This window comes from Candidatus Koribacter versatilis Ellin345, assembly GCF_000014005.1.
In the GTDB taxonomy this organism is placed as follows: Bacteria; Acidobacteriota; Terriglobia; order Terriglobales; family Acidobacteriaceae; genus Korobacter; species Korobacter versatilis_A.
Genome location: NC_008009.1, coordinates 5510598 through 5524140, shown reverse-complemented (window position 1 = coordinate 5524140; position 13543 = coordinate 5510598). Strand labels below are relative to the sequence as shown.

At 58.2% G+C, this 13543-nt stretch carries 15 protein-coding genes; 11 read left to right on the top strand and 4 right to left on the bottom strand.

The genetic code is table 11. The features are described 5' to 3' along the window. Positions 1 to 78: 78 nt before the first annotated feature. The gene (locus tag ACID345_RS24265; RefSeq protein ID WP_011525463.1) at positions 79 to 387 is read left to right on the top strand and encodes a helix-turn-helix domain-containing protein; all 309 of its coding nucleotides are present in this window, start codon (positions 79 to 81) and stop codon (positions 385 to 387) included. Here the strand turns inward: ACID345_RS24265 and ACID345_RS24260 are convergent. Both ACID345_RS24260 and ACID345_RS24255 read right to left on the bottom strand, forming a co-directional pair. Continuing rightward, the gene (locus ACID345_RS24260; RefSeq protein WP_011525462.1) at positions 384 to 1241 is read right to left on the bottom strand and encodes a rhomboid family intramembrane serine protease; all 858 of its coding nucleotides are present in this window, start codon (positions 1239 to 1241) and stop codon (positions 384 to 386) included. The genes ACID345_RS24265 and ACID345_RS24260 overlap by 4 nt on opposite strands. A gap of 24 nt (positions 1242 to 1265) precedes the next feature. After that, entirely contained in the window at positions 1266 to 2648 is a 1383-nt protein-coding gene (locus tag ACID345_RS24255; RefSeq protein WP_228370705.1) for a M28 family metallopeptidase, read from the bottom strand. Positions 2649 to 2887: 239 nt separating this feature from the next. Between ACID345_RS24255 and ACID345_RS24250 the strand changes: the two genes are divergently transcribed. From ACID345_RS24250 to ACID345_RS24240, 3 genes are read left to right on the top strand one after another with little or no spacing between them, the layout of a single operon-like run. Further along, a complete protein-coding gene (locus tag ACID345_RS24250; RefSeq protein WP_041856056.1) occupies positions 2888 to 3082 on the top strand; it encodes a hypothetical protein in 195 nt (64 codons plus the stop codon). Continuing rightward, complete coding sequence (locus ACID345_RS24245) at positions 3069 to 3449, top strand: carboxypeptidase-like regulatory domain-containing protein (protein WP_041856055.1); 381 nt, start codon at positions 3069 to 3071, stop codon at positions 3447 to 3449. The genes ACID345_RS24250 and ACID345_RS24245 overlap by 14 nt, the downstream gene beginning before the upstream one ends. Positions 3450 to 3488: 39 nt before the next feature. Continuing rightward, on the top strand, positions 3489 to 3866 hold the full coding sequence (locus ACID345_RS24240) for a carboxypeptidase-like regulatory domain-containing protein (protein WP_011525459.1): 378 nt from the start codon (positions 3489 to 3491) through the stop codon (positions 3864 to 3866). Positions 3867 to 3935: 69 nt separating this feature from the next. Here ACID345_RS24240 and ACID345_RS24235 read toward each other — a convergent pair whose 3' ends face one another. Next, entirely contained in the window at positions 3936 to 5765 is a 1830-nt protein-coding gene (locus tag ACID345_RS24235) for a 30S ribosomal protein S1 (RefSeq protein ID WP_011525458.1), read from the bottom strand. A 493-nt stretch (positions 5766 to 6258) separates the two neighbouring features. Here ACID345_RS24235 and ACID345_RS24230 point away from each other — a divergent pair, with 493 nt between their 5' ends. The 4 genes from ACID345_RS24230 (at position 6259) to ACID345_RS26120 (ending at position 9514) form a co-directional block, all read left to right on the top strand. Continuing rightward, positions 6259 to 6741: an HIT family protein gene (locus ACID345_RS24230; protein WP_011525457.1), complete on the top strand. Its 483-nt coding sequence runs from the start codon at positions 6259 to 6261 to the stop codon at positions 6739 to 6741. A 1-nt stretch (position 6742) separates the two neighbouring features. Then, positions 6743 to 7066 (top strand): hypothetical protein, encoded by a 324-nt coding sequence (locus ACID345_RS24225; protein ID WP_011525456.1) that lies wholly within the window; start codon positions 6743 to 6745, stop codon positions 7064 to 7066. An 80-nt stretch (positions 7067 to 7146) separates the two neighbouring features. Then, complete coding sequence (locus tag ACID345_RS24215; RefSeq protein WP_011525455.1) at positions 7147 to 8025, top strand: PRC-barrel domain-containing protein; 879 nt, start codon at positions 7147 to 7149, stop codon at positions 8023 to 8025. Between the two features lie 85 nt (positions 8026 to 8110). Further along, the gene (locus tag ACID345_RS26120) at positions 8111 to 9514 is read left to right on the top strand and encodes a PP2C family protein-serine/threonine phosphatase (RefSeq protein WP_011525454.1); all 1404 of its coding nucleotides are present in this window, start codon (positions 8111 to 8113) and stop codon (positions 9512 to 9514) included. 314 nt (positions 9515 to 9828) lie between these two features. Here ACID345_RS26120 and ligA read toward each other — a convergent pair whose 3' ends face one another. Beyond that, on the bottom strand, positions 9829 to 11850 hold the full coding sequence (ligA, locus tag ACID345_RS24205; protein ID WP_011525453.1) for an NAD-dependent DNA ligase LigA: 2022 nt from the start codon (positions 11848 to 11850) through the stop codon (positions 9829 to 9831). A gap of 214 nt (positions 11851 to 12064) precedes the next feature. Between ligA and ACID345_RS24200 the strand changes: the two genes are divergently transcribed. Genes ACID345_RS24200 through ACID345_RS24190 form a run of 3 tightly spaced genes read left to right on the top strand, consistent with a single transcriptional unit; the run spans position 12065 to position 13521 of the window. Then, positions 12065 to 12442, top strand: coding sequence for a response regulator (locus ACID345_RS24200; protein ID WP_011525452.1), 378 nt, complete (start codon positions 12065 to 12067; stop codon positions 12440 to 12442). Next, on the top strand, positions 12439 to 12843 hold the full coding sequence (locus tag ACID345_RS24195) for a transcriptional regulator (RefSeq protein WP_011525451.1): 405 nt from the start codon (positions 12439 to 12441) through the stop codon (positions 12841 to 12843). Before ACID345_RS24200 ends, ACID345_RS24195 begins: the two co-directional genes overlap by 4 nt. A 39-nt stretch (positions 12844 to 12882) precedes the next feature. Beyond that, positions 12883 to 13521 (top strand): YqaA family protein, encoded by a 639-nt coding sequence (locus tag ACID345_RS24190; RefSeq protein WP_011525450.1) that lies wholly within the window; start codon positions 12883 to 12885, stop codon positions 13519 to 13521. The last annotated feature ends 22 nt before the right edge of the window (positions 13522 to 13543 follow it).

Below are 13543 nucleotides of genomic sequence, written 5' to 3'. Positions count from 1 at the left end.
TGGAGGGCAGAATATCTGTGCGGCCCGCGGTTTTGCAATCAGGCAGGCGATGCTATAGTAGCCGTCGGTACAGCAACCATGCCGAATATCGATCCCTATGTAACCGATGTCCTGATGCGCGACCTCGTCGGTCACGACCATCGCCCGGTATGTTTTCTTGTGTACCTATGGCTCGCTGCTGAGCAGGAGCAGCGCACGCGACCGGTGCAGGTCAGTTATCAGGAACTGGCCGAGTCGGTGGGAGTGTCGAAGAGCTCTGCACAGGCGGCGGTGCGTTGGCTCGCAAAGCGAAAGCTGCTGGAGATTGAGAAAGAGAACGCCACGGCTGTACCCGTCTATGCGGTACAGATGCCGTGGCGTAGCCGTTCCAGAAAGTCGAAGACTTAATTCACCCATCCACCGCCGGACGATTGGCCATTGCCTTTGTCGTCTTTGCTGTTTGGGTCTTTGAAGTTTCCGTACTGGTCGAAGTAGTCCTCGCGCTTGTGCTGGCGCATGTAGACTTCGAACTTCTTCTTGGCGCGGTTACGCTTCCAGCGATAATACGCGTTGCGTATCCCGTAATACTGTTCGGAAACCAGGGACTTCGCTCCGCGTCGCGCAAAGGCCTTGATGTAGATGTAGCCGAAAATCAGTCCGCCGAGATGGGCGGCGTAGGCGATCGAAGCACCCGACGTGCCGTTGCTCTCCGACAAAGCGAATGCGAGCGTGACCACAACCAGGATGCCGACGAGATACTTCGCCTTCACTTTGAACGGGAAGGGAAGCATATAGATTTCCTGGTCTGCGTGCAGTACGCCAAACGCGATCAGGATGCCATACACACCTGCCGAAGCACCGATCGTCGGCAAGAGTGGCGAGATACCCAGGATTCCGGTGTAGGAGACGGCTACAGTCGTGAGCGCTCCGCCTACTACGCACCAGAAGTAGAACGACAAAAATCGCCGGGTGCCAAAGTCGCCTTCGATCTGAGATCCGAACATCCAAAGGCCCAGCATGTTGCCGAACAAGTGCATACCGCCGGCATGAAGGAACGAATACGTGACCAGTTCATACACGTGGCCGTGCAGTACGTTGAATGGAACGAGCGCGGCATAGGCCAACAGGTGGAGCGGTCCACCCATCTTCGCAAGCGAGAGCAACTCGATCACGAAGAACACGCCAACATTGATTCCCAACAGCCAGGTCACTGCCGGCGTAAACGGCGGCAGGCTCAATTCCATTCCCGATGTGCGTCGCATTCTTTCTAAACCTTCTTCACTAGCCTACCTCTCCGGCGGAGGAATTACGACTGGGCTCTTCAGCCCGTTCTTGCCCACGGCGCGGATCCCGAAAATGACGTTGTCTTTCGACACGTCGATCTTGGCGCTGTTCGCATCGGCTGGGAAGCCCTTCGATTCTTCCCAATCGGGCGATGAAGTGTTGCGCCAAACCACCTCGTAGCCCGTCGCGAGCCCGCCCGGCGAGGGCTTCCACGTAATCGTGGTGCCGTTCTCCAGGTCTTTGGTCTGTAACCGGGCATTGTCTGGAGGAGCAGGCGCCATCGCCAGTGTAGCCAGCGTAATGGCATTCAACCGCGCGACGTTGGCAACGTACTCGAAGTCCACGAACTTCGGCAAATCACCATATTCGATGCCGTTTTCCGTCCGCAGGTTCTGGTGCTGATGGTGGAAGTCCTCACGCCATTCCGTGAACCGGACGGCGGCAAATCCTTCCATATTGAAGCTGCTATGGTCCCCACCGCGGAGGAAGCGATCGCGGCGGTAGATCAGTGTCGGTTGAAAGGTTTTCGGCAAGTCGGCCTTGCCCACTTCACCGACGTAGCGCGCCAGTTCGCGCGACGGCGAGTCATTCTCCGTACCAGTGGCGCGGATCAACCTGAGGTCGGCTTCCGTAGCGTTTGCGGGAACGCCTTCGGAGAACACCCGCACCGTGTGCGGGTTCTGCGTCGTATCGCCCGGTGTTTTGTTGCCGCCGACGATGTCGTTATTCAACGCTGCTTCGATCTGCCAGCCTTGCGCGCGCGCCATCTTGGCGAAGTGTTTACTGCCATTCAGTCCCTGCTCTTCGCCCGCGACGGTGAGGAAGATGATCGTCGCCGGAAACTTGTGCTTGCTCAGCACTCGCGCACATTCGAGCGAAACCGCCGTTCCGCTGCCATCGTCATTGGCTCCTGGCGCGGGATCCGTGGTGTTCTCGTTCGTCGAATTGCGTGAATCGTAATGTCCGGTGACGAGCACGATGCGGTCGGCATTCGCCGGGTCCGTGCCCTTCAGAACCGCGTAAACATTGGTAATTTGTGTGGGCTTCGGGATGCGGTCCATGGGACTTTCGGTGAAGTCGTCCGTCTTTACCTCGAGACAACCGCCGCATTCTTTCGAGTAGCGCTCGAATTCGCTCTTGATCCATTCGTGCGCCGCGGTAATGCCTTTACCGCTATCGGCAGGTACATCCGACGAAAGCGTGGAACGGTTGCCGAAACTTACGAGCTTGTTGATGTTGGCCTCGATCTGCTTTGCTGAAACATCGCGCAGTATTGCCTGGATTTCCGGCGATACTTGAGATGGTTTCTTCACTGGCTTGGACTGGGCAACGGCGGATACGCCGCTGAACATCACAAGCCCGCAACCAATAGCGTTGGCAAGCATCAAAGAAACGCTGGTTCGACATGCAGAGTTCAATCGAGATACGAAGGACATTCGAATCTTTCCGCGGCAAACATCCGGTTGGATGCCGTTTCCGCAGCCCTGAGCAAGGGCGCGTAAAATTTGGCGTTGCTCTTGACCGCCAGCTGTAAGAGATTCTAAATATACTGACAGGGTGCAAGACGGAATTTCGCGGCTCATGCCCGATTTCGACGCAGACCCGGTAATCAACGGAGGAAAGTATGGTCATCTGTCCCGAATGCGAGAGTGATCTCGACATCGCGGAAGAAGAAGTAGGCGAAGGCGAAATTGTCTCCTGCCCCGAGTGTGGTTCCGACTTCGAGGTCGTCGGCATTGAACCCCTGGAACTCAGCCCAGTGGGCGGTGACGACGAAGAAGAAGAGTTGGAAGAAGAAAGCGAGGATGGCGACGAGTAACAGCAGCGTCTTCGCACTGTCGCGCCGTCGCGTCATCGCCGCGGCGCTGCTTCTCTTCCTGGGTTCGCCCGTGCTGTTTGCCGGCGACAAGAAAGACTACGCGCTGATTTATGGCACGGTGTTCGACGCCGATGGCCGTGTGGTTCCCGGCGTTCCGGTAAAACTCCAGCGCGTCGGCGACAAGAAGCCCAAGTGGGAACTGGTTTCCGACCACAGCGGCGAGTTTGCCCAACGCGTCCCGACGGGCGACAATGATTATGTGGTGATTGCGGACATCAAGGTCCCGAAAGGTGGGACGAAACCTCAGACGAAAGTCCACATCCACAGCAACGAACGGGCCGATATTTCGATACATCTCGCCAAGTAGTGGGTTTACAGAAGTACCGCATAGAGTGCGGGAGGATTTATGAAAAAGACGTTCGCACTTGCGTTGGTACTGATCATCTCGAGTTTCGCCGCAGCGCAGCTCACACTCGGCAGCGGCGGCTACTCAATGCCGAAAAAAGAGAAGCCCGTTACCTCGCGCACCCTCGTCGGCCAGGTCACCGACGTCGGCGACCAGCCGTTGCCTGACGCGATCGTTTACATCAAGGACATGAAGACCCTGGCCATCAAGAGCTACGTCTCTCAGAAAGACGGCAGCTACCGCTTCCCGGCGCTCTCCATGAATGTGGATTACGAAGTCTACGCCTCGCTCAAGGACGGCAAGAAGAGCTCCACCAAGAAGCTCAGCCAGTTCGATGGCCGTGGCGATCCCCGCATTAATCTCAAGATTGAAAAGTAGCCTTCCTACGATTTCTAATGCAATAACAAAGGCCGCCTTTCGGCGGCCTTCGCTCACTTCCGTTCCACGTTAGTCTTGCTGCTCTCGCTTCCAGCTTAGCAGTTCGCCGATGGTCGCAGCGCCCGGAGAACTCGAGGCCGGAGCCTTGTAGTTCTCGATCTCTACGCGGCTGGCTTCTTCGCCGACTGCGCGGAGGCTGAGGCCGACCTTCTTTTCATCAGGATTCATCTTGATGATCTTGAAGTCGAACTCTTGTCCGGGTTCCAGCTTGAGCGGAGCGCCGTGCTCATCGCTCGCTTCGGAGTTGTGGCACAGGCCCTCCACTCCGTCCGCGATCTCGATGAATGCACCGAAGCTCGCGAGGCGCAGCACCTTGCCGTGGATGATGTCGCCAACGCGATGCGTTTCGAAGAACGTCTCCCAGACATCGGGCTGTAACTGCTTCACGCCGAGCGAGAGGCGGCGGTTGTCGGGCTCGATTGCGAGCACCACAGCCTTGACCTTATCGCCCTTCTTCAGCACTTCCGAAGGATGCTTCACGCGCTTCGTCCAGCTCAGGTTGCTGACGTGGACGAGGCCGTCGATGCCGTCTTCAATCTCGATGAACGCGCCGAAGTCGGTCAGGTTGCGGACCTTGCCCTCAACCACGCCGCCCACCGGGAACTTCTCATGCAGCGACTCCCACGGGTTAGTTTCGAGCTGCTTCAGGCCGAGGCTGATGCGACGTTCCTGCGGATTCACGTTCAGCACCACTGCGTCGACTTGATCGCCAACGTTGACGATTTTCGACGGATGCTTCATCCGCTTCGACCAGGTCATCTCGCTCACGTGCACGAGACCTTCAATCCCCTGTTCGAGTTCGATGAACGCACCGTAGTCGGTCACGCTGATCACGCGGCCGTGTACGCGCGCGCCAATCGGGTACCGTTCGGATGCGTCGAGCCACGGGTCAGGCGTGAGCTGCTTGAAGCCCAGCGAGACACGCTGCTTATCTCGGTCGAACTTCAGCACCTTTACCTGGATCTGGTCGCCGACTTGAACGAGGTCGCGCGGATGAGTCAGGCGTCCCCACGACATGTCGGTGATGTGCAGCAGGCCATCGATGCCGCCGAGGTCAACGAACGCACCGTAGTCGGTCAGGTTCTTCACCGTGCCGGTGAGAACCGCGTCTTCGTTGAGGTGCTCGAGCGTCTTCGACTTCTTGTCGTTCTGCTCTTCTTCCAGGATCTGCTTGCGCGAAACTACGATGTTGCCGCGCTTCTTGTTCAGCTTGATGATCCGGACTTCGAGCTCATGGCCCTTCAGTGCGTCAAGATTGCGCACCGGCCGCAGGTCCACCTGGGAACCTGGCAGGAACGCGCGCGCTCCCATGATGTCGACGGTGAGGCCACCCTTGATGCGGTCAATCGCCCGCGCCTTGATGGAAGATTTATCGTTGTACGCTTTCTCGATCTCGTCCCATGCCTTCAGGCGCTGTGCCTTCTGGTGGGAGAGGTGCACGTACCCCTCTTCGGTGTGTCCCTTTTCCTGCATCACGGCGATTTCTTCGCCCGGCTGGAAGGAAACGTTGCCGTCGTGGTCCTTGACTTCCTCGATGGGCACTACGCCCTCGGACTTCAAGCCCACGTCTACGACGACGTACTGGGGGGTTATGCTGAGCACTCGGCCAACGAGGACGCGGTCCTCATTCAATGCCTGCTCAGACTGTTCTTGTTCAAAGGATTCGAGTGCGGTTGCGAAATCTTCCGTCATGTTCTCTTCGTTGCGAGGACGGCCCGCAGTGGGCTTTGCCTCGGGTGGATTATGGGCCTGCACAGCAACCGGCTGCTGCGACGCTGCAGCACCGTGTTCTTCGCTTTGTTCGGTGGACGAGGTAACGTTTGGATCGTCGAAAGGCATTATTGATTCAGCGTTTTGCGCCCTCAGTTGAGAGACTGAGAGAGCGTATCCATCGGACGGCTGGCGAAAGTCTTGGTTATGAGTGCCCGTTTGAGCGGGTTGGACAATCCAGCGGCCGGATCTTCCAATGCGGGCCCCGCATCAGAAGACTCTTTGACTATAGCCCTTGCTGAAAGCAAGTGTCAAACCCGGCAACCCTTTTTAACCAATGCTTTGCAGAAAATTTTTGCGTCCAAGTTGCTGGTTAAAATTTAACCAAAAACGCAAACATTCCCACAAAGACTTCACCCGTAAAACCGGCCCTCGCCTGAGCTCGACGAATACCGACTCCCTTAGATGATTGGACTCCAGGATGGATGCAGAGAGAGCGAGCTGGAAGCAAATTTCGTCCCAATAAACATCCTCAGTACACAACGTGAAGCTTTGTCATGCGAAATCCATCCTCGCCCACGGCCAAGTTGCTCTCCTTAGTTCCCTTCGCTAATCTCCACGTATGGACTACCTCTGGACGCCTTGGCGCTATGCGTACATCACCTCGGCTGACCGCGCTTCCGGCTGCATCTTCTGCGACAAGCCCCGCGAAAACGACGACCGCAAGAACTACATCGTTCACCGCGGTGAGCACTGCTACATCATCCTCAACGCGTTCCCTTACACCAGTGGGCACGTGATGGTCGTCCCTTTCGCCCACCTCGACCAGTTGGACAAGCTTCCGCGCGACGCCGCCCACGAGATGATCGACCTTTCGCAGCGTATGGAGTCGGTCTTGCGGAAGACTTATAACGCCGAGGGCGTGAATCTGGGCATGAACATTGGTAAGTGCGCGGGAGCCGGAGTTGCAGGCCACATCCACATGCACGTCCTGCCGCGATGGACTGCTGACGCGAACTTCATTAGCGTGGTCGGCGAGACGCGGGTTTTACCTGAGACGCTCGACCAGACTTATGAGAAGATTGCGAGCACTTTAAGGACCTGACTTGATCAAGTTCCGCAAGACGTTCTACGTCGCGCTGACCGTCGGATTCGTTGCCTCGCTGGTGCTCTGGTTACTTCTCATCCTCAATGGTGAGTTTGTGCAGGCAACGCAAACCAGCGCTGCATCCCTCATTCACCGCATTCAGAGTCCCGGTCTGGATATGGCGACCTCCTGGTTCCCGTGCACCGCGCAGGAAGCAGGCGCGTCGAATTGCGAGTACTTCAAGATCGTTCCCGCTATGCTCATCATCAACGGGCTGCTCTACGCCGGACTTCTCTTCATCCCTATCTACATTTTCCGGTTCTTTTCCACCACTCTGGACTGAGCACCACTCCCGCTCAGGAGTGCGCATCCTACCCGAAGTACGCGCATGCAGCGCGATCGGTGTAGGAGGAGCACCCTTTTATGGCACACTTCGGAACCCTGCGCGATTATGAATTCGCGAAAGATGCCGGCGATATCCGCGGCTCGGAACTCTACGGCGCCCGCGACGAAAAGCTTGGCAAAATTGACGACGTCATCTTCGACCACTCCAGCGGCAGCTTGCGTTATGCCGTCGTGGATACCGGCGGCTGGCTGAGCACCAAGAAGTTTCTCGTTCCCGCGAACCAGATCTTCTCGCGTCCTGACCACGACGACGACTTCGCGGTAAACCTCACCAAGGACCAGATCGAACGTTTCCCCGTCTATGACGAGAAGCATGTGGACAGCGACCGCGATTTCCGCGACTACGAAAGTCGCTACCGCAAAGAGTGGACGACCGACGGCGATGTGATGCATAAGGAAGGCAGCACCCACATCCTTACGCCGGAGCCATCGGAGATGCCGCCTGCGACTGGCAACATGGAAGCGCTGGAGGGCTACAACTTCACTCCCCAGCGTATCGCCGACAAGTTCAGCGACCCGACGCCCGATCCTAACAAGACGCGCATGCGTCCCGCGGGCCTTGCTGCTCGCGCCGAAGACACGGCTCGTCCGGGAGCGTCCGCAGGGCTCGAGAAAGACATCAGCGCTGAGACACGCGCAGCCGCGCGGCGTAACGAGATTGCGGCCGGCACCGAACATCGCGATTCCATCCGCGGCCTTTACGACAAAGCTCCGATCGCGCCCGACGATCCGATGATGGCCGAGCAGGATACGCTCACGAACCCGGATGACATTTACATGCCGGTCGAACAGCGCCATCGCCGTGTGCAAGGGTTCGAAGAACTGCTTCGCCGCAATCGCGTGGACATCACCGCGCGCTGCGGAAGTTGCGGCGAAAAGAAAGACCGCGCCGCGTAACTTTCATCGCTGAGGGCTTCGGCGAAAGGGAGAGCCAGCACTCTCCCTTTTCTTTCGTCCGGAATTCGAACGATATAATCGCCGCGTGCATAGCGACACCGAGATCCGTGCGATTTTGAGCGTGGACCTCGTGTACTTCGCGATCGGCGTTCTCATCCTGACCGTCGGTTTGCTCTCCATTCTGCAAGGGGTCTTCTCGCGGCCGCGCCAGCGGATCACCGCATTTTTCGGGCTGATTGGAACCCTCTACGGAAGCCGTTTGCTGCTGCAGCTTCGCATCGTCCCGTTCGTTCTCGGACTCTCCACTTATCTCGACCGCCAAATGTGGTCCGCAATGAATTACGTGATGCCGATTGCCGGCATCTACATCTGGACCTACTTCGCCAGTCCGCGTTCCCACAAGTGGTTTCGAATTGCGGCTGGCTGCTTCGGCGTGTTCGCAGTCGTCGGGATCACGCACGATTTGTTCACCCACTCCCCCTGGTCGTACCCAAAGATCAACGGCGTGCTCGTCATCGCTACGTCGTTGCTCACGGCGATCCTGCTGGTTGCCGACATCCGCAGCCGTTATATCCCGCTGGATGGGGCGTTGCGTTCCGCAGGCATCGGCTTTGTCGTCTTTCAATTGACGGTCGTCTACGACAACCTCGCGGCAATCGGCGTCGTTCCGAGCGCGTGGACCGAGCCTTTTGGCTTCCTGGTCTTCTTGTTCGCAATGGGCTATGCGGTGCAGTACCGGGTCTCGCGCGACCACAACCGGATGGTCACGATGCAGGCCGAGATGGACCAGGCGCGTCGGATCCAGATGAGTATCCTGCCCGCGGGCCCGCCGGCGACCCCACACTTTCAGATTGCCGCGAAGTATGAGCCGATGACCAGCGTGGCCGGCGATCTCTATGACTTCCTGCCGCTCAGTGGCGATCGCATTGGGCTCTTCATCGCCGATGTCTCTGGCCACGGACTGCCTGCGGCGCTGGTCGCGTCGATGCTCAAGACGGCGCTTAGCATCGAGTCGCGCGTTACCACCCGGCCCGCCGAGTTGCTTGCCGAACTGAATCGCGCCTTCTGCGGGCAATCGCACGGGCAGTACATCACGGCGGCCTTTGCGGTCCTCGATCCGCAAGCGCAATCGCTCAGCTACGCCGCTGCGGGACATCCGCCGCTATTGCTGTGGAGGTCGAGTTCTGGAACGCTGGACGCGGTCGAGCAGAACGGCCTACCGCTCGGCATCCTGCCAATCGCGGAATATTCCGAAGTGACGGTGCCATTTGCGCGCGGCGACCGCCTCGCGATGTACACCGACGGCATTGTCGAATCCGAAAATGTCGCGGAAGAAGAGTTCGGCAGTGAGCGCCTCAGCGCGATCCTGAAAGATTCCAACGGTTCTGCGGGCGAATTGCTCGGTACGGTGATCACGGCTGTCGAGCGCTGGCGCGGCCAGCGCGAACAGTCCGACGACCTGACCCTGCTGATCGTCGAGCACGTGTGAGCGGGTACCCCCTCCCCCTAGGAAATTGCAAAATCTTGAAAACGCGTGACTTAGCTACGGAACAGTTCGCAAAATATTCCATCTAAAGGAGTTAGAGGCAAAATCTTCAAAACAAAGAGGTTGCGGGGCGCGATAAGCGGTGCTCTCGGGATCCTTCGTCGGTTTTCAAAGAACACAATGTCGCGGTGGGATATGCCCCCACATGAGCAGAATAGGCGGTTCGTGTCACGAAGTAAGTGATGGCGGACACCGACCGACGTGAGATCCATCACCTCTTCCCACCTCCCTTCGGGAAGGGTGGGGCACCCACAGCGCTACTTCCCTAGCAGTTTTTTCAGGGCATCTTCGTCGATTACCGCAACGCCCAGGTCGCGGGCTTTGTCGAGCTTCGATCCGGCCTCTTCGCCGGCGACGACATAGTTGGTTTTTTTGCTCACCGACCCACTGACTTTTCCGCCGGCATCTTCGATCAGTTTCTTGGCTTCATCGCGCGAGTAGGTCGGTAAGCTGCCGGTCAGGACGAAGGTTTGTCCGGCGAGCGCGGTGCCGCGCTCTTTCTTTACGCCCTTGAATTGCAGCCCGGCGGCTTCGAGGCGTTTTACCAGTTCGCGATTGCTGGGCTCGGCGAAGAACTCGTGAATACTCTGCGCGATGCGCGGCCCGACTTCTTCGACTTCCAGCAGCTCTTCTTCGGTGGCTTTCATCACGCCATCGAGCGAACCGAAGTGTTCGGCGAGGAATTGCGCGGTGCGCTCGCCTACCATGCGGATGCCGAGACCGTAGATCACGCGCTCCAGCGGCAACTTCTTCGTGCCTTTAATCTCGTCGAGGATGTTCTGAGCTGACTTCTTGCCCATGCGCTCGAGCGAGAGAAGCTTCTCTTCGTCGAGTTCGTAGATATCGGCCACGTTCTTTACCAGCCCTCGGTCGACGAGTTGGTTGACCAGCGAATCGCCCATTCCCTCGATGTTCATCACGCCGCGCGACGCGAAGTGCAGAATGCTCTCGCGCAGTTTCGCCGGACAATTCGCATTCACACAGCGATGGTCGGCCTCGCCCTCGGTGCGTACAACGTGGCCGCCGCATTCGGGGCAACGTTCGGGCATCTTGAATTTCTTCTTGCCGCGCGGGTGATCCTTGTCGTCGATGACCTTCACGACCTTGGGGATCACATCGCCGCCGCGCTCGACCTGCACCCAATCGCCGATGAGCAATCCAAGGCGATCGATCTCGTCCATGTTGTGGAGGGTGGCGCGGCTCACCGTTGTGCCGCCGATGGGCACAGGCTTCAAAGCCGCGACTGGCGTGAGTTTCCCGGTGCGTCCCACCTGCACAAGAATGTCTTCCACCTGCGTAACGGCCGCGCGCGCCGCGTATTTGTAAGCGATCGCCCAACGCGGCGCTTTGCCGGTGAAGCCCAGGCGCTGCCAGAGTGCGGTGCTGTTGACCTTGATCACGACGCCGTCAATTTCGTAAGGCAGCTTCTCGCGATCTTCTTCTTTCTTGTGGATGAATTTCAGCACGTCATCAATCGACTTGAAGACCGCGCGATTGGAATTCACCTTGAACCCAAGTTTCTCCAACGTGTCGAGCGCCTCGGATTGCCGATCGATATGCACGCGGCCGTCCACCAGCAGGAAGTACGCATAAAAATCCAGACGCCTCTGCGCGGTGATGTTGGGCTCCAGCACGCGCACGGCGCCGGCCGCCGCGTTTCGCGGGTTAGCAAACTTCGCCAGCCCCTGCTTTTCGCGGTCTTCGTTCATCTTCTCGAACGATTTGGTTGGGAAGATCACTTCGCCGCGCACTTCGAAATCGCCGAGCATGTGGGTCTTCTTCAACGTGGCGGAACTGACGCCGAGCGGCACCGACTTCACTGTCCGCAAGTTGAGCGTCACGTCTTCGCCGATGGAGCCATCGCCGCGGGTGACGGCCAGCACAAAGCGCGCATCCTGGTAGCGCAGCGCCATCGAGAGCCCATCCAGCTTCAACTCACACTCGTACTCGATCTCGGCCTTCCCGCTGAGTTCTTCTACGCGCCGGGCCCAGTCGCGGAGTTCCTCCTCGTTGTAGGCGTTGTCCAGCGACAGCATGGGCGCGGAATGCGCCACTTTTACAAAGCCCTCGCGCGGCTTTCCGCCCACGCGCTGGGTGGGCGAATCCGGGGTCAACAGCTCGGGGTGCTTGGCCTCCAAGGCCTTCAACTCGTTCATCATCACGTCATAGTCGGCGTCCGAGATTTCCGGGTCGTCGAGCACGTAATAGCGATGTTCGTGATAACGCAGCTTTTCGCGCAGGTCTTCGGCTTGCTTTGCGGGATCTTTGGTGCGGGACATGGCAGAGGGAATTATACGGAGGAGGTCCGCAAGGGCACACGCGCAGCTACAATGCTGAAAAGGTTGTCTATGCTCGTTTCTATCGTAATTGACCATTTTTCCGCGATAACACTCGGGTAACGAGATGTAAGCACTCGTCACATCCCGTACAATTTGCATCGAAGTAAAATGGGGCACGTCCGGGAGGGGTTCTCTGACAAAAACCATCATCGTTGTGGATGACAATCACATCCACGCCTATTCCATGCGCAAAATGCTTGAGGACCAAGGCTATCGGGTCCTGGAGGCGCATTCAGGTGAAGAGGCCCTTGAATTTACCGATAAGGAAACCCCCGACCTGGTTCTGCTCGACGTGAACATGCCGGGCATTGACGGCTTCGAGGTCTGCCGCCGCGTCCGCGAGCAACATAAGTTCCTGCCGGCCATCGTCTTCCATACGGCAACGTCCGCCAACGAGGCATCCCATCGTCGTGCGATGGAAATGGGGGCGACCGCGTTCCTGACCTACCCGGTCTCGCGCGATCAGCTCCTCCTGGTCATTCTGACCTCCATTGCTCGCGCCAAGAACGCCAATGCTGGAGAGGGGCAGTGACCTCGACCCGACTGACGATTGCAACGCTGACCGCCGACGCCGCTGAAACCTTGAAACGCAATCAGATGCTCTCTGCGTCGGGCTACCGTGTAATCACTCCGAAGACTCCGGATGACATTCTCCAACTCCTCCACAATGATCGCGTCACGGCGCTCATCGTGAACAACAGTGTCCCCTTCGCCGACCGCGACAGACTCTTGCGCGAGATTCGTCAGGATTGTCCCGACCTCCTGATCCTGCATGTCTATCATCGCGGTGAACCGGAGCAGGCGCCCTGGGCCGACGCCAATGTGGACATGACCGATCCCGCCCGCCTGATCGTGGCCCTCGAAGAATTTCTGCGGAACCGGCCGGTGCAGAACAACTGCCCTCACGACGACAACCAGATCTCGCCGAAATAGCCGTCCGTCAGGCCTCCCGTACAATAGAAGTTTCGTCCCGTGAAGCCGATTAAAGCCATATTCGCCAAGTACAAAGCCCTGCTCGGGATCCTTTTGCCGTGGGGACCTTGGGGCGTTCTAGCTATCGCAGCTCTCGACGCTGCCGCCCTGGGTATGCCGCTCGATTTCGTCGTTGCCCAGTTTGTTTGGGCCGACCGTTCACGCTTTCTTCTTTACTGCTTTATGGGCGCCATTGGGTCAGCGCTCGGCAGTCTCGTGGTTTACGGGATCGGCTACAAAGGTGGGGAAGAGCTCCTGGTAAAGCGCATCGGACGGGAGCGCTTCGAAAAAATCCACGCTCGCTTCGAGAAGAGCGAATTCCTTACCCTTGCGCTGCCGGCCATACTCCCGCCGCCTACGCCCTTCAAGCTGTTCGTGCTGGCCGCCGGCGTCGCGGAGATGAGCGTGTGGCGTTTCCTGCTTGGCATCTTCACTGGACGCATGGCGCGCTTCCTCATTCTCTCTTTCCTGACGATCAAATTCGGCCCCGGCGTGGTCGAGTTCATCATGCACGGGCATATGAAGACCAAGCTCATCGTGCTGGCCGTCATCGCAGCCGCGCTGCTGGTTTGGTGGCTGATCCGTCGTGGGCGCGCCGTTGAAACTGTGGAAGCGCAGATTGAAATGGCGAAGAAGTAGATCCTCTTCTGAAAAAGTAGAT

Excerpts from the sequence above, each read along its gene's own strand:
- ACID345_RS24240 (WP_011525459.1), top strand. The coding sequence starts at position 3,489 with ATGAAAAAGACGTTCGCACTTGCGTTGGTACTGATCATCTCGAGTTTC.
- ACID345_RS24235 (WP_011525458.1), bottom strand. The coding sequence starts at position 5,765 with ATGCCTTTCGACGATCCAAACGTTACCTCGTCCACCGAACAAAGCGAA.
- ligA (WP_011525453.1), bottom strand. The coding sequence starts at position 11,850 with ATGTCCCGCACCAAAGATCCCGCAAAGCAAGCCGAAGACCTGCGCGAA.
- ACID345_RS24245 (WP_041856055.1), top strand. The coding sequence starts at position 3,069 with ATGGCGACGAGTAACAGCAGCGTCTTCGCACTGTCGCGCCGTCGCGTC.
- ACID345_RS24215 (WP_011525455.1), top strand. The coding sequence starts at position 7,147 with ATGGCACACTTCGGAACCCTGCGCGATTATGAATTCGCGAAAGATGCC.
- ACID345_RS24260 (WP_011525462.1), bottom strand. The coding sequence starts at position 1,241 with ATGCGACGCACATCGGGAATGGAATTGAGCCTGCCGCCGTTTACGCCG.
- ACID345_RS24255 (WP_228370705.1), bottom strand. The coding sequence starts at position 2,648 with ATGCTTGCCAACGCTATTGGTTGCGGGCTTGTGATGTTCAGCGGCGTA.
- ACID345_RS24250 (WP_041856056.1), top strand. The coding sequence starts at position 2,888 with ATGGTCATCTGTCCCGAATGCGAGAGTGATCTCGACATCGCGGAAGAA.
- ACID345_RS24265 (WP_011525463.1), top strand. The coding sequence starts at position 79 with ATGCCGAATATCGATCCCTATGTAACCGATGTCCTGATGCGCGACCTC.
- ACID345_RS24230 (WP_011525457.1), top strand. The coding sequence starts at position 6,259 with ATGGACTACCTCTGGACGCCTTGGCGCTATGCGTACATCACCTCGGCT.